19 protein-coding genes and 1 pseudogene are annotated in these 18,580 nt (G+C 37.1%); 2 read left to right on the top strand and 18 right to left on the bottom strand.

Annotated elements, in window-relative coordinates; translation table 11 throughout:
• Positions 1–283: 283 nt before the first annotated feature.
• A complete protein-coding gene (sarA, locus tag HMPREF2846_RS06065) occupies positions 284–658 on the top strand; it encodes a global transcriptional regulator SarA (RefSeq protein ID WP_002481400.1) in 375 nt (124 codons plus the stop codon).
• A gap of 138 nt (positions 659–796) precedes the next feature.
• Here the strand turns inward: sarA and HMPREF2846_RS06060 are convergent, their stop codons facing one another.
• The 12 genes and pseudogenes from HMPREF2846_RS06060 to HMPREF2846_RS06005 all read right to left on the bottom strand — a co-directional run bounded on the left by HMPREF2846_RS06060 (position 797) and on the right by HMPREF2846_RS06005 (position 11,843).
• Positions 797–1,510, bottom strand: coding sequence for a hypothetical protein (locus HMPREF2846_RS06060; protein ID WP_002481399.1), 714 nt, complete (start codon positions 1,508–1,510; stop codon positions 797–799).
• Positions 1,511–1,626: 116 nt separating this feature from the next.
• Complete coding sequence (locus HMPREF2846_RS06055; RefSeq protein WP_002481398.1) at positions 1,627–2,133, bottom strand: SA0570 family protein; 507 nt, start codon at positions 2,131–2,133, stop codon at positions 1,627–1,629.
• A 166-nt stretch (positions 2,134–2,299) separates the two neighbouring features.
• Entirely contained in the window at positions 2,300–3,124 is an 825-nt protein-coding gene (locus tag HMPREF2846_RS06050; RefSeq protein WP_070626131.1) for an alpha/beta fold hydrolase, read from the bottom strand.
• 39 nt (positions 3,125–3,163) lie between these two features.
• Positions 3,164–3,840: pseudogene (locus HMPREF2846_RS06045) on the bottom strand (HAD family hydrolase).
• A 58-nt stretch (positions 3,841–3,898) separates the two neighbouring features.
• Positions 3,899–4,846, bottom strand: coding sequence for a FecCD family ABC transporter permease (locus tag HMPREF2846_RS06040; protein WP_070626176.1), 948 nt, complete (start codon positions 4,844–4,846; stop codon positions 3,899–3,901).
• A 1-nt stretch (position 4,847) separates the two neighbouring features.
• Complete coding sequence (locus HMPREF2846_RS06035; protein WP_070626129.1) at positions 4,848–5,753, bottom strand: ABC transporter substrate-binding protein; 906 nt, start codon at positions 5,751–5,753, stop codon at positions 4,848–4,850.
• A gap of 136 nt (positions 5,754–5,889) precedes the next feature.
• Positions 5,890–7,554 (bottom strand): arginine--tRNA ligase, encoded by a 1,665-nt coding sequence (argS, locus tag HMPREF2846_RS06030; protein ID WP_002481393.1) that lies wholly within the window; start codon positions 7,552–7,554, stop codon positions 5,890–5,892.
• Positions 7,555–7,971, bottom strand: a complete 417-nt coding sequence (locus tag HMPREF2846_RS06025) for a YwiB family protein (protein ID WP_070626127.1) — start codon at positions 7,969–7,971, stop codon at positions 7,555–7,557.
• Positions 7,972–8,101: 130 nt separating this feature from the next.
• Positions 8,102–9,286 carry an amidohydrolase gene (locus HMPREF2846_RS06020; RefSeq protein ID WP_070626125.1) on the bottom strand — a complete coding sequence of 395 codons (1,185 nt, stop codon included), beginning with the start codon at positions 9,284–9,286 and terminating at the stop codon, positions 8,102–8,104.
• A gap of 156 nt (positions 9,287–9,442) precedes the next feature.
• The gene (locus HMPREF2846_RS06015) at positions 9,443–9,970 is read right to left on the bottom strand and encodes a YwhD family protein (RefSeq protein WP_141751868.1); all 528 of its coding nucleotides are present in this window, start codon (positions 9,968–9,970) and stop codon (positions 9,443–9,445) included.
• 64 nt (positions 9,971–10,034) lie between these two features.
• A complete protein-coding gene (locus HMPREF2846_RS06010) occupies positions 10,035–11,333 on the bottom strand; it encodes an HD domain-containing protein (protein ID WP_057510145.1) in 1,299 nt (432 codons plus the stop codon).
• A 33-nt stretch (positions 11,334–11,366) separates the two neighbouring features.
• Positions 11,367–11,843: a GNAT family N-acetyltransferase gene (locus HMPREF2846_RS06005; RefSeq protein WP_057510144.1), complete on the bottom strand. Its 477-nt coding sequence runs from the start codon at positions 11,841–11,843 to the stop codon at positions 11,367–11,369.
• Positions 11,844–12,267: 424 nt separating this feature from the next.
• Here HMPREF2846_RS06005 and HMPREF2846_RS06000 point away from each other — a divergent pair, with 424 nt between their 5' ends.
• The gene (locus tag HMPREF2846_RS06000) at positions 12,268–12,501 is read left to right on the top strand and encodes a hypothetical protein (RefSeq protein ID WP_070626121.1); all 234 of its coding nucleotides are present in this window, start codon (positions 12,268–12,270) and stop codon (positions 12,499–12,501) included.
• Between the two features lie 151 nt (positions 12,502–12,652).
• Here the strand turns inward: HMPREF2846_RS06000 and HMPREF2846_RS05995 are convergent, their stop codons facing one another.
• The 6 genes from HMPREF2846_RS05995 to pta all read right to left on the bottom strand — a co-directional run bounded on the left by HMPREF2846_RS05995 (position 12,653) and on the right by pta (position 18,443).
• Positions 12,653–12,994, bottom strand: coding sequence for a YuzB family protein (locus tag HMPREF2846_RS05995; RefSeq protein ID WP_002481386.1), 342 nt, complete (start codon positions 12,992–12,994; stop codon positions 12,653–12,655).
• Between the two features lie 162 nt (positions 12,995–13,156).
• Positions 13,157–14,233: a phosphomevalonate kinase gene (locus tag HMPREF2846_RS05990; protein WP_060803732.1), complete on the bottom strand. Its 1,077-nt coding sequence runs from the start codon at positions 14,231–14,233 to the stop codon at positions 13,157–13,159.
• Entirely contained in the window at positions 14,230–15,225 is a 996-nt protein-coding gene (gene mvaD, locus HMPREF2846_RS05985) for a diphosphomevalonate decarboxylase (protein WP_070626119.1), read from the bottom strand. The genes HMPREF2846_RS05990 and mvaD overlap by 4 nt, the downstream gene beginning before the upstream one ends.
• Positions 15,226–15,230: 5 nt before the next feature.
• The gene (mvk, locus tag HMPREF2846_RS05980) at positions 15,231–16,154 is read right to left on the bottom strand and encodes a mevalonate kinase (protein ID WP_002481383.1); all 924 of its coding nucleotides are present in this window, start codon (positions 16,152–16,154) and stop codon (positions 15,231–15,233) included.
• Positions 16,155–16,614: 460 nt separating this feature from the next.
• Positions 16,615–17,454: a lipoate--protein ligase family protein gene (locus tag HMPREF2846_RS05975; protein ID WP_002481382.1), complete on the bottom strand. Its 840-nt coding sequence runs from the start codon at positions 17,452–17,454 to the stop codon at positions 16,615–16,617.
• Positions 17,454–18,443 (bottom strand): phosphate acetyltransferase, encoded by a 990-nt coding sequence (pta, locus tag HMPREF2846_RS05970; RefSeq protein WP_070626117.1) that lies wholly within the window; start codon positions 18,441–18,443, stop codon positions 17,454–17,456. Before pta ends, HMPREF2846_RS05975 begins: the two co-directional genes overlap by 1 nt.
• Positions 18,444–18,580 lie beyond the last annotated feature (137 nt).

Below are 18,580 nucleotides of genomic sequence, written 5' to 3'. Positions count from 1 at the left end.
AATAGACATTATCTTAATTTATAATGTGTAATTCAAATGATGTTCAATAAATTTTCTGGGTTCATTGGGTAATTTTTTGAAAGTATCATTTGTTTGAAATAGCCATTGTTTTATAATGTTTTTTTGTTTACATTTCATTTTTATTTAGTTATAATTAAATAAATAATAGGGGCAGGAATATTTTGATGCAATAGCATCTAGTCCCAATTATGAAATTAATGTTAATATTAGTCTATTTGCCAATAATACTACGATAATGGGAATGTCAAGGGAGGAAATACAAATGGCAGTATCAAAAATTAAAAATTCATCTGATCTTTTAGCAATGGTGACATATGCTGACAAGATGAAAAGCATTATTAAAAAAGAGTTTACAATCAGCTTCGAAGAGTTTGCAGTGTTAACTTTCCTTAGTCAATCAGATGACGAGGAATATTTCTTAAAAGATATTATTAATCACTTAAACTACAAACAACCACAAGTTGTTAAAGCTGTTAAAAATTTATCACAAGAAGATTACTTCGATAAAAAACGTAACGAACAAGATGAAAGAACTGTTTTAATCTTAGTAAATTCTAAACAACGTGAAAAAATCAATGAATTATTAAATCGTATTAACGAGCGTATCTTAACTGCAAACAAAGAAATCAAAATCTGATCAGCTGACGATAGATTATAAAGGATAATACAAAAAGCGTGATGCTTAGAATGACATACATTCAAAGCACCACGCTTTTTGTTTACAACGAAAATACGTATTTTATTGTCATTTTGTATTTTATTTGGACAACTCTTATTATTTCCCTCGTGTAGATAACTTGATTGAATAAAAGATAATAACCGCCAAGATTAATACCCAAATGATAATCGTACCGATTTGCGCTATATTAGGGTCTAAAATAACCGCATCAATCGTTTTTTGTGCTAACAATAAACCTACACCTGTAAATTCAAAACGCTTATAATACAGGCCTAAACCAGCCATAATTAAGCCGAAAAAGAACACAAAAATATGCGCATATTTCGTTACGACTATAACACCAAGATCAATATTCAAACCATGCAGTGCCACTAAAATAGCCGCCACAATCACAATGCCTATCCCTATCATCACTTCAGCTTTATTGCTATATAAATAATTCTTTCGCACAATCCTGAAATATACAAAAACAGTAATTGGAAAAATGATTAAACAATAGATGAGTGATAATCCTGTCGCAGCCTGAAATGGCACGAACTGTTTATCGTACAGGTAAGAGATTAATAAGAAATTGATAATGAAAAAGAGAATCGGATTCAGCTGTAAACCAAATAAGTTCCTTTGAATGGTTAAAATAATCTCTGCCGGTGCCTTTTTACGATATTCGATATAATCGACGTCATGCGCTTCAGATTTCGGTAAATCTTGACGAATTTTCTCTTTAATATCGTCAATCATGTTTGGCGCAATCCCTTTATAGTTGAAGTAATCACTGATATTTTCTAATAAAATTTTGTCATTCGGTCGCATGATGTGACTCCTTTAAATTTACTATCCTTACTAATTTATCATGGCACAATTGCTTAGTTCAATCAATATAAAGAAGACAGGAGTGTACAACACCCCTGCCTTTATTTCATGTATACTTATTTACCAATATCAATGCGATAAAGTTTTAAGTTTTTATCTTTTGGTGATTGGCTTGTAAATTGATAAGAAGTATCTTTATCTTTAATGTAACCGAAGTTTCCTGTAACTTCATTATAGTTATATCTCCAAGTGACCGTATTGCCTAACTGTTTACGTACAGTATTAAAGCTTGGGCCATCTGCTTTGTTGTATTTCATAGTAACGTGTGTTACCTTGCCGTGATCTTTTTGACCATCAGCAGTCACAATCAATAAGCCTTTGTCAGAGTTAAACTCATAATAATGTTTTGTTTTATCAGGTTTATAAGAGTACCCTGTGAGTTTTTGTGATTTCAAAACATCTTGGATGTTTTGACCTAGCTTAACGCCTTCTAGAGAAGTATCTCCGTGGTGGATTTGTTGAACGGTTTGAATCGTATTTCCAGACGCTGCATCTGCTTGAGAGATGCCTAGTCCAGTTACCACTGTTGCAGAAACAATAGCCGCTGAAAGTAATTTTTTCATAAGCAATAACTCCTTTGCTCTCTTTTTGTAAATTTCTTGTAACTTTTTCTGCGCTTATTACACTATACCCCTAATTACCCTTGATGTAATCAGTCTCTAGATGTAATCTTTTGTAATATTGTATAATATATTGGAGTTTAATTGCTAATATTAATGATTAAAAACTTTACTGTTGCGTAGTCACGCGTTTCTGCTCATCTTCTAATACTTCATTCACATTGATAAATGCTGTTACAGTTTCTAAGAAAGCTTTCTTTTCTTCACCCATCGGATACAATCCTGAATGTTCAAACGTTTCAACTTGTGCTTGAGCGATTCCTTTTGTATAAGTATCTAACTCTTGTGGTGTTAAACGTTCATCATATTTTCCGACGATAATTAATGCCGGTGCTTTAATTTGATGTAAGTTTAAATCAATTTCAGTTTGTTCAAATGATTTTGTTACCGCTTCTTTTTCAAGTCTTGTCATTAATGTCAGTGTATCAGAAAAGTGTTTCAACATTTTCCCTGCTTTTTTCGGTGAACCATACGTATGTTTATCTAAGAATTTTTGTTGTTTGTTTTCTTCTAACGTCCTGATTTGATCTGCGTACTTTCTGTATAAACGCGCTTCTGGCAATTCTGCTTGTAATGTTGCTGGGTTGATTAAAATAATACCATCACTATACTCAGCGTATTTAGACGCAAAATCTGCCGCAATCGTCGCACCCAGTTCTTGACCGATAAAGAATGCATGTTTGATATATAAGTAATCTAACAAGTCTTTAATATCTTCTACATAATCTGCAAAATCAATATTTAAAGGTTTATCTGAATAACCATGTCCACGTAAATCTACGCTGACGACTTGGTAATCATATGATAATTGCGTCGCAATATCATCGAAAATCGAATAGTTCTCAAAAGCGGAATGAATCAACACAACAGGTTGTCCGCTTCCCTTTGTTATATAATTTAACGTCGTATTATCCTTCGTCGTAAATAGTTCCATCTGCTTTTTCACTCTCCTTAGAATGTGGGGCGATTTTTGTTATATCTCTAGCAATTCTTCCAAAGTTGCAATTTCAAAGTCCATCTCTTCAGGTTCTGGTGCCAATTCTACTTCATCATCTTCATGATTGAACCATACACTGACCATACCCATTGCACGGGCCGGTGCAACATCATTCAAGGCATCATCACCGACGTACATCACTTCTTCAGGCTTAACATCTAATTGATCCATGATATCTTCAAAGATTTTAGGATGCGGCTTTCTAAACCCTACCATTTCAGAAGTAGATAAAAAATGAATATAGGATAAGATACCTAAGTTTTCTAAACGGTATTGTTTAATTTTAGATTTACCATTCGCAATCACACCTGTCAAATAACCTCTTTGGATTAAACGCTCTAGTGTATATTGTGTATCATGGTAAGGGAACACGTAACGATAAAAATGTGTTTCAAAATCGCGGAACAAATCTTTCCATGTTAAACGATCGACATGAAATCGTTTGATAATCGCTTTATACAGTTCAGGCTTATCATGATCTTCGTCATCGTCTAATTCAATAAACTGTTTTTAAAATCACGCGCTTGAACATGAACTAAATAATCATGAAATCGTTCATATTGTTCTTCAATAAACTTCTCTCTTGATTTATTACGATCCAACAGCGTGCCTTCTAAATCGAATACGACTGCCTTGATCCCCTCTAAATTCATAAGCTTCTCTCCTATAAATGCCTATTTGGCATCTGTGATTATTTCTTTATTCATCAGATTATTCATACGAGTGTTTCTGGGTTGCGATTAAATACCCGAGTACAGGTATTCCTAATAAAGCAAGAATGATACTTGCTGGAATTTCAATCGGATTCCATAATTGTGCACCTAACGTGTCCGCAAAGACCATCACTGTACCGCCGACAACGCCGTTCAGCAACATTTGTACACCTAATGTAGTCTGCGTCGTTCTTCTAATCAGCTGTGGCACAATCATACCGATGAAACCAATAATGCCGGTATACGAGACAATAATAGCTGTCATGATAGATGATAAAGTTAACACCATAAACATCATTTGTCTGACATTCAAACTTAAAGAACGTGCTTTCAACGTTCCGACTTGCAGTAACTTTACCTTCGGCAGCAGTAAGCCTAGTAGCACGATACATAACATCATATTGGGTGCAATCACGTATACTTCATGCAATTCTGCATTAGAAAAACCGCCGAACATATACATCACAATACTTTTCATTCTGCTTTCATCAAGTAGAATCAATAGATATAAAAACGCATTGAATAATGCACCTATCATGATACCTGATAATATCAACGCGCGCATCATATAACCTTGTGAAATTGCGGCAGTCACCCCTAAAACAATAGCTAAAGTTAACATACTTGCAACAATTGAAGCGAACGGAATCCATAAACTGCTTAAACCGATAAATACAGCTAAACCGCTACCTAAAACAGAACCGCTCGCTAAGCCTAAAGTCAGGCTATCTGCAAGCGGATTATTCAAAACGGTTTGAAACATCTGGCCGGCTATCGATAAACCGATACCAGCCAACAATGCCTCGAACACTCTCGGTAAGCGCACTTCAAACAAAATACTATGATTTAAGGGGTCCGACCAGCTGCCTAAATTCCAAAACAAGCTGATTGCGATACTCGCGATTAACGCGAGACACCATCCTATAATAATAGTGGTTTTTTTCATATTATTTTTCATCGCGGTAAATCGCATCTCTTAATGCTTTAAGGCCTTGGTCGATACGAGGACCTGGTCTTGAAATCGTATCACCATCTACCGCTTCAATTCGGCCTTTCTTCACAGCTTCTAAATTCTCAAAGCCGCCACGTTTACGAATAATTTTCAAGTAATCCGAACGTGTGATACCTTCTGTCGTAATTAAAACATTTGGGTCTTGTTTAATAATACTTTCCTTGCTGACTTTCTTCCAGCCTTCCAGATCTGCGAAACTATTTTTCGCATGCAGTTCTTCAATCATATAGTTGAAGAATGTATTTTTTCCGGCTGTATAAATCTCTGGTTCATGTGAGACTTCTAAAAAGACAGTCGGTGCTTTTTCATGCTTCGGCACATCTTTCAACACAGCGTCAACACGATGTTTTGTATCATAAACTAATGTGTCAGCTTGTGATTCACGACCTGTGATTTTACCGATTTGTTTGAACGTACCATAAATTTCGTCAAAGTTATGTGCTTCAGGTATGTAGACGACTTTAATGCCTTTTTTCTCTAAATCGCCTAATACTTTATCACCCATACCTTTTTGTGATACATGCGCCAAAATCAAATCTGGCTTTGCTTTTAATAACTGCTCTTTATTGAGTTTCATCGCATCAAACTTCTGTTTATGTTTAACACTCTTAGGATAGTCATCCACTGTAGACACTCCTATAACTTCTTTACCCAAACCGAGTTGATAGAGTATTTCAGTGTTACTTGGCATCAACGAGATAATACGATGATATTTTTGCGTTTGCTTTGTCTTTTCTTCTGATTGGTTTTTGTTGTCTGCTTTCTCTTTATTACTCGGTGCAGAACACCCAGCCGCAACTAAGATAATTAAGATTAAAAACACCCATAATTTCTGTTTCATCAATTTCTCCTCATACTTGTATTGTAAATCTCATTTTAGCATATTTACGCGGGCTGAGAAGATGAATCTTACAAAAATTTTACAAGTTTAAAAATAAAAAAAGAAGCACCCGTCAAGAATGCTTCTTTATATAATCTTACATCGTATGAGGAGCAGTTACACCTACTAATGCCAAGGCATTGCGTAATGTAATTTGTACTGCCGCAATCATAGAAACGTAAGCTTGTGTTTTAGCTTCATCGTCTGTTAAGACTTTATCAGCGTTGTAGAATTTATGGAAAGCTGCTGCTAATTCTTGAATATAGTTGGTTACACGATGTGGTGCGCGTTGTTCTGCAGCACTTTCAATCATCGGTTCAAATTCTGCAACTTTCTTCAATAAATCAATCGCTTTGTCATTTTTAATAACACTGAAATCTGCATTTTCAGATGGCACTACGCCACGTTCACCCGCTTGTTTTAAGATAGATGAAATACGCGCATGTGCATATTGTGCATAATAAACAGGGTTTTCAGCTGAGTTTTCTTTCGCAAGTTCCATATCAAAATCAAAGTGCGTATCTGGACTACGCATTGTTAAGAAGTAACGTGCCGCGTCAATACCGACTTCATCCATGATTTCACGTAATGTAATCGCGTTACCCGTACGTTTACTCATTTTAACTTCTTCGCCATCTTGCATTAAACGCACCATCTGCATGATTTGAATTTCAAGACGTTCTGCATCAATACCGTATGTTTCAACAGATGCTTTCAGACGGTTAATATAACCATGATGGTCTGCGCCGAATAAGTTGATCAAGATATCTTGGCCGCCGTCACGGTGGAATTTGTCATAGTGATATGCCACATCTGGTAAGAAGTAAGTGTATGTGCCGTCTTTTTTGATTAATACGCGGTCTTTATCATCATTAAAGTCCGTTGTACGTAACCAAGTCGCACCATCCGCTTCATACGTATGACCATTTTCTTTCATTAACTCTAAGACACGTTTGATTTCGCCTGAATCATATAACGTTGTTTCACTGAACCAATCATCAAAGTGTGTATTGAAATCAGCTAAGTCTTTTTTAAGTTTTTCCATTTCATAATCGACGCCTAATTGTCTGAACACTTTTAAGCGCTCATCATCAGGGAGTTCTTGTAGATCAGGGCGTTTTTCCGCTAAATCTTTACCGATATTCACGATATCTTTACCATGGTAGCCATCTTCAGGTAATTCTGCTTCTTTACCTAAAGCTTGATAGTAACGTGCTTCGATAGAACGTGCTAAATTCGTAATTTGGTTACCGGCATCGTTGATGTAATATTCACGTGTAACATCATAACCAGCCGCATCTAAGATATTACATAACGTATCACCGACTGCCGCATTACGCGCATGTCCGATATGCAAATCACCTGTTGGGTTCGCAGAAACATACTCCACTAAGATTTTTTGGTTCTTTTTCTTTTCAGAGCGACCAAAATCTGTGTCTTTTTCTAAAGCTTCAGGGATAATCGCAGTTAAGTATTGGTTATTTAAATAGAAGTTGATAAAACCAGGTCCTGCAATTTCGATGTTCTCAACATTCGCTTTAGATTTATCTAAATGGTCCACGATAGCTTGCGCAATTTCACGTGGATTACGTTTTGCGATTTTTGTTAGCACCATCGCAATGTTTGTAGAGTAATCCCCATTTTTTGGGTCTTTCGGAATTTCCACTTTGACTTCAGGAACTTCTTCTGCAAGTCCAGCGGCTTTAACACTTGCTGTTATTTCTTCAATTAATGTTTGTTTGACTTGATCAATAATATTCACTTACTTCAGCTCCTTATAGGTAATTTGGTAAAGGTATGTGCCCATCTTCTCTTCGTTTTGGAAGAGTTCATAACGAATTTTAAGTTTTGATTGGTCTGGTTGTACGTAATGATGAATGCTTAAAGTACGAATAGTTAAAGGAATTTTGCCTGTCGGTATCTCGTATAAAGATACGGTGTCTTTTCCTTCAACAAAATGCAGGTTCTGTTTAATATTCCCGCTGCGCATTAATCTAACTTCATCTTCTTGAATTTTCAATGTAATATGCACCGTCAAGTCTTCAACTTGTTCATCATAGCGGATAAATTCAACATTCCGCTTCTCTTGCCAAGTGCCATCTGTTTCAAATTCAAATTCATCAAACTCATCATCGCGTTCAATCGTCTGTAATGTTTGGATACGAATGTTTTGATTCAAAGACGCGCTCACCCTATTCTGAATTATTCATTAATATACCAAATTATAACATAAAGATACAGCACACACAGTGACTAAATTCACACTGTATGCGCTGTACATCATAAAATCAATTAAATTTTTCTGCTTATTAAGATTCATCCTTCAAATAATCTAATACAACCGTACCGACAGCTTCAGCCGCTGTCATCATTGAAGATTCACTGATATTAAATTTAGGATGATGATGCGGATAAACTTCACCTTCTTCAGGTGCTGCTCCTGCATAAATGAATACACTTGGTACTTCTTTCGCATAGTACGCAAAGTCTTCTGACGGCGGCCATGGATCACAACGTTCTACTTTTTGAATCGCAGAACGCTCTGCGTTATTTAAGGTCTCAGCTACGTACTCTGTAAAGTCTGGGTCATTGTATACTGCTGGATAATCATCTAGATACTCATAGTCGCAAGTCACACCGAACGTTGTTTCTAAACCATCGACGACACGTTGTAACTCTTGTGCGATTTTATCTTTCGTTTCATCATGCAAACCACGGACGTCACCTTCGATTTCCACTTTATCTTTAATAATATTGAACTGACCTTTCGCATCGAATGAACCGATTGAAACGACACCTGTTTCAAATGGGCTGATACGTCTTGCGACTACACTTTGTACCGTTGTCACAAAGTTCGCCCCCGCTACAATCGCATCATTTGCGTCATGTGGAGAAGAACCGTGTCCACCTTTACCGTGAATGACTAATTTAAAGTAACCACGTGCAGTTTGCACGTTGCCTTCACGATAATAAATCGTACCACGTTCACCATTACTCATCACGTGTACACCTAAGACATGGTCTACGCCCTCTAGCACACCATCTTTAATCATACCGATGGCACCACCTGGCGGCATTTCTTCAGCTGGTTGATGAATCACGACCACTTTTCCAGAAAATTGATCTTTCATTTCAATCAACGTTTCAGCCAAAATCAACATATACGCCGTATGTGCATCATGCCCGCACGCATGCATCACGCCTGGATTCTCTGACGCAAATGGCAGTCCTGTTGCCTCTTCAATCGGTAAAGCATCAAAGTCAGCACGAATCGCAATCGTTTTCCCTGGTTTACCGCTATCTATAGTGACTTTCACCCCATTGTCACCGACGTTTGTTTCTACTAAACAATCCTTATCTTTATAGAAATCCGCAATATACTTTGGCGTTTCTACTTCTTTAAATGATAACTCCGGATGTGCATGTAAATACCGTCTGATTTCGACCATACGTTCTTCTTTCTCTTGTAAACGTTTGATTAATTCTGAACTCATATGCCCTCTCCCCTTTTATTATTTAACTATTGTGATTATTCAAAATATAATACTTACACTCTAACATATTTATCCTTTTTAAGTATAAAAATAACTTAGTATTAAGAAAGAAAAACAGAAACCACATGACGTGATTTCTGCCTTTAATGATTGCTTTTATTTATCGTGTAGTGCTTCTTTCAATTCATCACTTGAGTTATCCCACATGTCTTTATCATGATTTTTTAAGAAATCACGGATAATCTCAATATTTTCATCACCGATATGATCAATGACAATTTTATGTTTCATAGATTTATCCATCATGTTGACATGTTCAGGCATACTCTTATAGCCTCTGCGGATTTTCTTGTTCACTAATAAATAACAAGCTGTCAATCCAGCATAGTAAGCACCTTGTTCACCACGTTCAGTTGTCACCCAGCATAACCAATAAGCTTTTGCTTCAGGGCCTTCAACAGTTTCTTTATCTGTAATCCATTTAACACCCTTTTCAACATTTGCACGTGCATGCATCGCACCAATATCAATAAATGCTTCTTTTTCTTGTAAATCTATAAATACAGGTGCAACGTTATCCAAACTGATTGCCCCGATATTCGTTCCTTTATGGCCATCTAACGGGTCATTTTTAATAATATTGAATTGAAAACCCTTATTCTCTGCCACAAGCCACACCTCCATTTTTAATTACCTTTATCTATTTTACCGTATCATCTGATACTTTTCGAACACAATCGTTTGACTATCAATTCAATTCGTTCAAAATACTGAGAATACGTTCACGAACTTTGTCATCTTCAATGTGATGCACCAGTTCTTTAGGATAATATAATTTATAATCTTGGCGATTAATGCCTGTAATACTTTGAATAATCATAGATTGACTGCTGATTTCTCTAATATTGCCATTACGTTGCAATAGATGAATCGGTTGGCGATTAGACCCCGGGCGGTCATAATCATAAGGCAAATCAGAGAAAGATTCACTGACGAAGTAATAATCTGGATTAATACCGCCCGCTTCAAACAGCTCTCTTAATTCATTCATCGTAATAATCGAGCCGTCAAACGGCAGATGTTTAAATAAATCGCGGTTAATAAAACGGCGTGCTAAGTCGCTTAAAATGGTATCATCTTCTTTAACCCAAGCTTTCAAGTAATACAGCACCACCGCTTCATCCAACTCTACATACTGTTCAATCGTCATCGTTCCTTCAAAGAACGGAATAAAGTCTTTAGGGAACAATTTAAATTGATAACCTGATTGATATAATTCCTTCGCACGTTTTAAACAATTGTTTAAAATCACTTCTCCAGCTCGACTTACCGGATGGAAATAAATCTGCCAATACATTTGGTAACGGCTCATAATAAAGTTCTCTACCGCATGCATCCCGCTTTCTTTAATCAACACTTCATCTTTAGTTGGACGCATTAATCTTAAAATACGTTCCATATCAAACATCCCATAAGAGACTCCTGTAAAATAAGCATCGCGTTGTAAATAATCCATACGGTCTGCGTCAATTTGTGATGAAATCATAGAAATCACCAGCTTATTCGGATGTGTTTTATTGATGACATCAGCAACAGCTTTCGGGAAATCCGGTGATACTTTACTTAATACCGCATTAACTTCTGTATCCCCTGTAATAATCGCTTGTGTAAATGCCTCGTGATCGGTATTGAAGATTTTCTCAAAACTATGAGAGAACGGCCCATGGCCTAAATCATGAAGGAGTGCTGCACATAATGCCAACAGACGATCATCATTATTCCATGCTTCACGTCCCGCAAATGATTCATCGATGATGCGACGTACAATTTCATAGACGCCTAATGAATGGCCGAAGCGGCTATGTTCTGCTGTATGGAAAGATAAATATAACGTACCGAGTTGTTTGATACGACGCAAGCGTTGGAACTCTTTTGTTTTCACCAAATCCCAAATTACTTGGTCTTTGACATGAATATAGCGATGAATCGGATCTTTGAATACTTTCTCTTCATATAATTTTTGAGTACCGTAATCTGTCTCAGCCATGAGTATCCCTCCATCGTGTTAGCGTTATTTTCATTAAAATGCTTTCTTCATCAAGGCAAGGTCCATTACTTCACCGTATACTTCACGGTTATACGCACGCACCATTTCAAATCCTTGTTGACGGTAGTATTCAACACCCTCTTCGTTTTGGTTATCCACTTCAAGATACACTGCATCATATTTTCCTTTAAAGTGTTCTAACCCTTTCTCAAGCAACGCCGTACCATAACCTTTACGTTGTGCTTTAGGGTGAATATAATGTGCAGATAAGAAAAGTTCGCTGCCGTTAATAAAGTTCGCAAACCCGACAATTTCGCCTTCTTCTTCTGCCACTAAAAATAATTGTTCTTTTAATCGTTTAAGTAAATGCTGCTCGTTATAAGCTGCTGTAAGCAATTCATTCACTGTTGTCGCAGCATAAATATTTAAATACGTGTCATACCATGCTTTTGTTGCCACATCTCTGATGCCGACAACATCTGCTGGTGTTGCTTCTCTCACTGTACGCATCGTTAATCACGTCTCCTTACATAGTTCAACTTTCAAAATGAATAAATTAATTATATCATATAGTTTCTCAAATTGTGGTAAAACGCACTCTCATTTTACCTTGTACTTATCATCTTTACCCTGTTTTTTCATTGTCTTTAACTTTTACATTTAAAACCCTTTTTTCATACTCTAATTTTTATTATACTTAAAACCTCTTTGCTCGATATTTACGTATTAAGCAAAATTCATGAAGGTGCTCTAACCCATATCGTGTATTAATTCCGCCCTATTTACACTAAAATTGAACAAAAAGTAAAGTTTTTGTAAAAAAGATGAATAACTCATATATAAGCGGGGTATATGAATTTTGCAAGAAGAAACTCAAGGTACCCTATCTAATTATGCTTAAGGGACTAAAAATTCAATAAAAGGTGATTAAAATATGGATGATACGAGCTTTGGTAACATTTATATTGACTCACAACCTGTTACGTTAGATTGGGACACTTTAGTTACAGATGAATCAGAAATGGTGGTAGATGGTATTCCACCTTCACTGATTGATAAATGGGTGAAATGTAAAGAATTAATCCCGTCTTATACTAAAGATAATTTACGTCACTTCTATACTAAAGATGTCTTAAATGCGTGCAGATCATATGTGGAAGTTTACTAAAAGAATCAAACATCACGAGTGCAGTCACATCATGTTCATTAAACAGTCAATATAGAAACGAATCTCGCGATAATTATAACGATAAGAAAGTAGGCCCGTTGTCTGGTAGCACACCAGTCATACGGGCCTGTTTTTTATATACTTTGTATCATTATTTTGCTTGTTTACGTTTGGCTAATTTTTCTTTTAATTTTCGATCTTGTTCTTCTTTTCTGCGTTTACGTTCTTCATTACGTTTACGTAAACGTTCTTCCTCTTCAGGGTCGCGAGGTTTTTGAAGTTGCTTCTCAACTTTTTCCATCAATTCATCTTCCGTCAATGCGGCTAATGGACGGTTATTCACGAAAGCAAATGTCTTTCTGCGACCTGGACCGCAGTATGATTGGCAGCCCACCTCTATTTCAGCATCTGGATCTAGTTTCTTTAATTTTCTTTCCAAGGATTTGCAATTTACGGCTTGGCAATCATCACAAATCAAAAATTTGTTTTTCACTGCTCTGTCCACCTCACTTTATCTCTATAATTTGTTTTAAACTATTTCAACTTTATCTATTTTACTCTTTTTCCGTAATTTTTCAAGCAACGATTTTGTGACCGCTTTAAACATCAAAAAACTGCCGCACCGTAAAGTTGACCGGTGAGACAGCCTGATGTCTTATTGTCCTTGATAAACGTGGAAAGGTAAAGGCTTAATCCGAGAGGCTTTCCAGCTTTCATAAATAGACTGGCGATGTTTTGAGTCGCCGATAATCGCAATTCCGCAATCTCCGCCGCCTGCACCTGATGTTTTGGCAGCTGCGCCGTAGGTTTCTGCGATATCACATAGTAATTTTAATTGTGGTGTTTCGATGTCTACAATCGCTTGTTTATCCATCATTTGGATGATTGAACGGTTGCGTCTAATCATCGCTTGCACACCTTTTAAGTTGTTGGTTTTGAATGCGTAGATAAGACGTTCTACACAAGATTGCGATTGTTCCAGGAAGCGGCTGTAGAAATCAGGATCTGATTTGAGACGCTTCACTTCACTGACTAAGTAAGGAGAAGAGGCTGGTGAGCCGGTCCAGCCAATTAAGACTTCCATGTTTTCTGGGGCTTGAAGCGGTTCTGTATAAAGACCTGGCCAGTTTTTCTTCACAACTTCTGCGACAGATGACGTTTCAATCTGCTGCATGACCCAGTCATGATCAAACGTACTATAAGCAAGCCAACCTGTGAAAACACTGACTGCAATATCACCGCATGAACTTAAACTTTGTAGTTTCATATTCGCAATGACCGCTAATTTATAAATATTCAGATTAGCTAAGTCTAACTCATAAAATTCATTTAAAGCTTTAACCACTGAAACCAATACTGCAGCACTTGAGCCTAAGCCATATTTATGGCCTGAAGCATCGTCTAAGTTACTATCAATCACTAAATTAAAGTGTCTTAAGGTTTTACCACAGCTTTTAGCGTATTGTTCAAACACTTCTACTGCCGTAATGACGTAAGCTAGTTGTTTCGCCGCATCTGCATCAGATACAGAAATCTTATCACCTTCTCTTTGGAAGGTAATCGGTTCATGGTGTAATGTTTTAGAATGAATAGAACCACCATTGTCTCCAGAAGCTTCAATGCTGGCAGTAACGAAACGATTTACTGCTATTAACACGGATTTATATCCGGGTTCTGTTACCGCATATTCACCTGCAATATAAAGTTTACCTGGGGCTTTGACTTGAATCATAGCTCATCTTCCTCATTTATAATTTCAACGCCTGTACCGATATCACTTGCGATGATCTGGTCTGAATCAAAATAAGTTGTTAATTTATCAATCACAGCTTGTTGATGTTGTTTTTGTACTAACACTTTTACATTAGGTCCTGCATCCATAGTAAAGTATGCGGGCAGACCTGCTTCACGACATTCATGCACTAAAGCCATCGCATCATAACTTTCAGGTACTAAATATGTAAATGGCGGTTGTGCACCTAAATTTGTCGCATGCATACGTAAACCATTTTCTTCAAAGACACGACCTAAGCGGTCAAAATCTTTATCGGCAATGGCAGCTTTTGCTTCAGCGATGTCCGCTTCTACATGATCTAACCAATACTGATAGAAACGTGATGTATTTCTAGTCAATGACATCCCTGCACGACTTTTAACCTTTTTAGATTTTTGATTAATGACTACAAAAATCATCGCTAAGTCATCTTCCCAATGATCTGCATCAATCGCGTGTGCATAAGAGGATTCATCATCATGTCCTTTTTCCCATTCCGCGAATCCGCCAAAGATACTGCGGCTTGCTGAGCCTGAACCACGACGTGCCAAGCGTGATAAGTCTTTATCAGAAAGGTTCATTTCTAACGCTTCATTACATGCAGCAGCTAAAGCCGCAAAAGCACTCGCTGAAGAAGCTAAACCAGCTGCTGTCGGTACAAAGTTTGTACTATCGATACGTGCGTGCAACGCTGTTCCTGCACGTTCTCTGACAAGATCTAAGTATGCTGAAATCTTTTGAGTTTCTTTTTCATCCACTTTTTCACCATTTAAGTAGAAGTAGTCTCGATCTAATTGCGCATCAAATGTTGCGCGTGTCTCTGTATAAAATTTATCTAAAGTTAACGATAGACTGTTATTCATCGGAATAATCAATGCTTCGTCAGCTTTCCCCCAATACTTAATCAGCGCAATATTGGTATGCGCTCTCGCTTTGCCCGTCTTCACCAATTGAATTAACCTCCTAAATTCTCAATCCATGTATGTTGCGCGCCTGCTTCTTTAACTGCTTGAGCGACTTTTTTCGCTGTCGCATAATCTTTCACTAAAGTAATCACACTGCCGCCACGTCCGCTTCCTGTCAATTTTCCAGCTACTGCACCTGCTTGTTTCGCCACTTGCAGTAAACGGTCAATCTTCGGATGACTGACAGTCAATGTAGATAAGTATGTTTGACACTCATTAAAAATCTCTGCTAAAGATTCAAAGTTATGTGTATTAATCGCTTGATTTGCTTTATGCACCAGACGTCCAATGCGTTCTATAAACGCCATATTTTCTTGATTGTTTTTCACTAATTCATGCACATCGCTGACAGCTTCTTTGGTATTCCCTTTTATGCCTGTATCTAAAACGACCATATAACCTGCCACATTCAAAGTTTTTAAAGGCGTAAAGACACCTTCTTGGAACCAAGTCGGTTTATTAGAAACAATCGTTTGTGCATCAATGCCGCTTGGTTTACCATGTGCGATCATTTCCGCCCAGTTTACATGTTCAATTAATGTTTCATCAGATAGCGGCTGATCCATAAAGTCAAATGCTGCTCTCGTAAAAGCAACCGCTACTGCAGCACTAGAACCTAACCCTCTTGAAGGCGGTAATTGTGCATCAATTTTTATCATTACAGGTGATTCAATATGATTTTCTTCTTCGAATCTGCTGATTAAAGCATGTAAATGTTCAGGGGCATCTGCAATTTCACCTTCGAATACATCACTGATCATCGTTGACACTGCCAATTCTGGCATTTCTTCAATTGTTACTGTCACTTTTCCAGAAGAAAATGGCATCGCAATTGCAGGTTGACCAAATGTTACCGCATGTTCCCCTACTAATATTATTTTCCCATTAGATTCTCCGTAGCCTGTTCGTGTCATATCACATCACCTTTAGCACTTTCCTAGTTTGTCATGGTATATCTATATTCCACCCTGTTTCTCTGCATGTTAAAACATCCAGTCACTCTCTTTATCTGGGTTGATAGAAAATGACAGGATTAAAAGATGCTGTCTGCGTCTTTTTGTCATTGATATATCCATAATTTATTTCCGACATTCCAATTTTTATCAATTAGCTTGTTTTCTTTTGATATATTTATTCAAACACCGTTTTATTATACCCTATTTTTTGCATTGTTTTATCATACCTAGGTTGTAAAATTAATACCTGATATTAAACTACTCCCCCATTTTACCGAAAATTGATGATGATTTAAACGATTTGTTCATATATCGGTCATAATTTTCACTTTCATGGGTAAATTACAAGAATATTTTTCAAGGCGCACAATATAAAAGGGATGCACCTAGCTTCTCAGCTATTTACATCCCTTTGTGCTTAATCGTCCATTTTAGCGTTGATTTTAGCATTACGTGCAATCATACGTTCGAAATATTTCTCAAAGCGTTCCCACTCTTCTTCACTGATAGGTTCCATATTCAATGTTCCACCTAAATCTTTGATGGCATAGAGTAGTTTAAACATCACATCTTGAACTGTCAGTTCGTGTCCGAACAACGTTTCAAGCGAAGCCATACAAGATGGATCGATATCTGGATATTTAAATTTTGTTTCTTCGCCTTGTAGAGCTTTGTCATAGAAAGCCTTCATCATTTCAGCACGTTCTTCACCTGAACCTTCCACACACAAGTATACTTGAACGGCAATGCCGCCTCTGACTCTGCGTTGTGAAATACCCGCGAATTTCTTATCATTAATACTTAAATCAAATTTTCCCGGGCAATAGGAGCGTTCAATTTCTTTTGTTTCAATCGTTACATGTTCATCTTCGAACATTTTATTTACAACTAAATACATTAAATTAAATGCTTCATCAATGGAAATTTCTGTCTTTCCTTTAAAAATCAACGAAAAGTTTAAAATACCTTGATCTAATACAACACCTAATCCACCAGAATTACGGACAATCACATTATAGCCGCGTTCATCGACTAAATAACGAATGCCTTCTTTCAGATGTGGCAGACGTGCATCATGTGTACCTAAAATAACGGTATGTTGATGAATCCAAGTGCGGACTACACTGCAAGATAAATCCTTGCCCACACTTTCTGAAAATGTGTCATCAAACGCAAAAGATTGCATAGGCGCAAACCCTGTTGAATGGTCTACATAGCGCCAATCTTTACCGTCAAAATAACGTTCAGCTAAATCCATTATTGTAATGTTTGCGCTGCAGTGATGATTGATAAGTTGTATACATCTTCAGTTGAGCAACCACGGCTTAAGTCGTTTACTGGAGAATTTAAACCTTGTAAAACAGGTCCGATTGCTTCATATCCGCCTAAACGTTGCGCAATTTTGTAACCGATGTTACCTGCTTCTAAGCTTGGGAATACGAATACATTTGCGTCACCTTTAATTTGTGCATCTGGTGCTTTTTTAGCCGCCACTTCTGGAACGATTGCTGCGTCGAATTGGAATTCACCATCGATAACAACATCTTTTAAGCCTTCTGATTCAGCTTGTTCTTGTGCAGCTTTTGTTGCTTCCGCTACTTTTTCAACATCGTCTGATTTTGCTGAACCTTTTGTTGAGAAGCTTAATAATGCTACTTTAGGATCCATGCCGAAGCTTTTCGCTGTTTTTGCACTTTCTACCGCAATTTCAGCTAAGTCTGTTGCTTCTAATGTAGGGTTGATTGCACAATCACCGAAAACATATTGTTCTTCGCCTTTAATCATGAAGAACACACCTGATGTTTTCGCAACACCTGGTTTAGTTTTGATGATTTGTAGTGCTGGACGAACTGTATCGCCTGTTGAATGTGCAGCACCGCTGACTAGTCCTTCAGCTTTACCTGCATAAACAAGCATTGTACCGAAGTAGTTTACATTGTTAAGCATATCTTCAGCTTGTTCTTTTGTCGCTTTGCCTTTACGACGTTCTACAAATGCGTCTACTAATTCTGGTTTCAAGTCGCTTGTTGAAGGTGTGATGATTTCAATACCTGAAATATCTAAACCTTTGTCTTTCGCTAATGCTTCAATTTTGTCTTGGTCACCTAATACAACAGGTGTTACGAAATCTGAAGCTTGTAATTTTGTTGCTGCAGTCAATACACGTTCGTCTTCACCTTCAGGTAATACAATACGTACATTCTTTCCTGAAAGTTTGTCTTTCAATACATCTAATAAACTAGGCATAATATCCTCCTTGAAAATCTCGCTTTTTAATATTTTTTCATCCATAATTATACGCCATTTACGAAGTAATTTCCACGTTCCGACCTTTAATCGATTTGTATGCTTTGTCTCTGTCTTTATGATAAAATTTGAATTGA

Origin of the sequence: Staphylococcus sp. HMSC056G08 (genome assembly GCF_001812305.1) — a bacterium.
In the GTDB taxonomy this organism is placed as follows: Bacteria; Bacillota; Bacilli; order Staphylococcales; family Staphylococcaceae; genus Staphylococcus; species Staphylococcus simulans.
This window is presented reverse-complemented; position numbering and strand designations above follow the sequence as displayed.

Excerpts from the sequence above, each read along its gene's own strand:
- mvk (WP_002481383.1), bottom strand. The coding sequence starts at position 16,154 with ATGACACGAACAGGCTACGGAGAATCTAATGGGAAAATAATATTAGTA.
- HMPREF2846_RS06015 (WP_141751868.1), bottom strand. The coding sequence starts at position 9,970 with ATGGAGGTGTGGCTTGTGGCAGAGAATAAGGGTTTTCAATTCAATATT.
- sarA (WP_002481400.1), top strand. The coding sequence starts at position 284 with ATGGCAGTATCAAAAATTAAAAATTCATCTGATCTTTTAGCAATGGTG.
- HMPREF2846_RS06035 (WP_070626129.1), bottom strand. The coding sequence starts at position 5,753 with ATGAAACAGAAATTATGGGTGTTTTTAATCTTAATTATCTTAGTTGCG.
- HMPREF2846_RS06005 (WP_057510144.1), bottom strand. The coding sequence starts at position 11,843 with ATGCGTACAGTGAGAGAAGCAACACCAGCAGATGTTGTCGGCATCAGA.
- HMPREF2846_RS06060 (WP_002481399.1), bottom strand. The coding sequence starts at position 1,510 with ATGCGACCGAATGACAAAATTTTATTAGAAAATATCAGTGATTACTTC.
- HMPREF2846_RS06000 (WP_070626121.1), top strand. The coding sequence starts at position 12,268 with ATGGATGATACGAGCTTTGGTAACATTTATATTGACTCACAACCTGTT.
- HMPREF2846_RS06050 (WP_070626131.1), bottom strand. The coding sequence starts at position 3,124 with ATGGAACTATTTACGACGAAGGATAATACGACGTTAAATTATATAACA.
- pta (WP_070626117.1), bottom strand. The coding sequence starts at position 18,443 with ATGCCTAGTTTATTAGATGTATTGAAAGACAAACTTTCAGGAAAGAAT.
- HMPREF2846_RS05990 (WP_060803732.1), bottom strand. The coding sequence starts at position 14,233 with ATGATTCAAGTCAAAGCCCCAGGTAAACTTTATATTGCAGGTGAATAT.
- HMPREF2846_RS06010 (WP_057510145.1), bottom strand. The coding sequence starts at position 11,333 with ATGGCTGAGACAGATTACGGTACTCAAAAATTATATGAAGAGAAAGTA.
- HMPREF2846_RS06020 (WP_070626125.1), bottom strand. The coding sequence starts at position 9,286 with ATGAGTTCAGAATTAATCAAACGTTTACAAGAGAAAGAAGAACGTATG.
- HMPREF2846_RS05975 (WP_002481382.1), bottom strand. The coding sequence starts at position 17,454 with ATGGATTTAGCTGAACGTTATTTTGACGGTAAAGATTGGCGCTATGTA.
- HMPREF2846_RS06040 (WP_070626176.1), bottom strand. The coding sequence starts at position 4,846 with ATGAAAAAAACCACTATTATTATAGGATGGTGTCTCGCGTTAATCGCG.
- HMPREF2846_RS06055 (WP_002481398.1), bottom strand. The coding sequence starts at position 2,133 with ATGAAAAAATTACTTTCAGCGGCTATTGTTTCTGCAACAGTGGTAACT.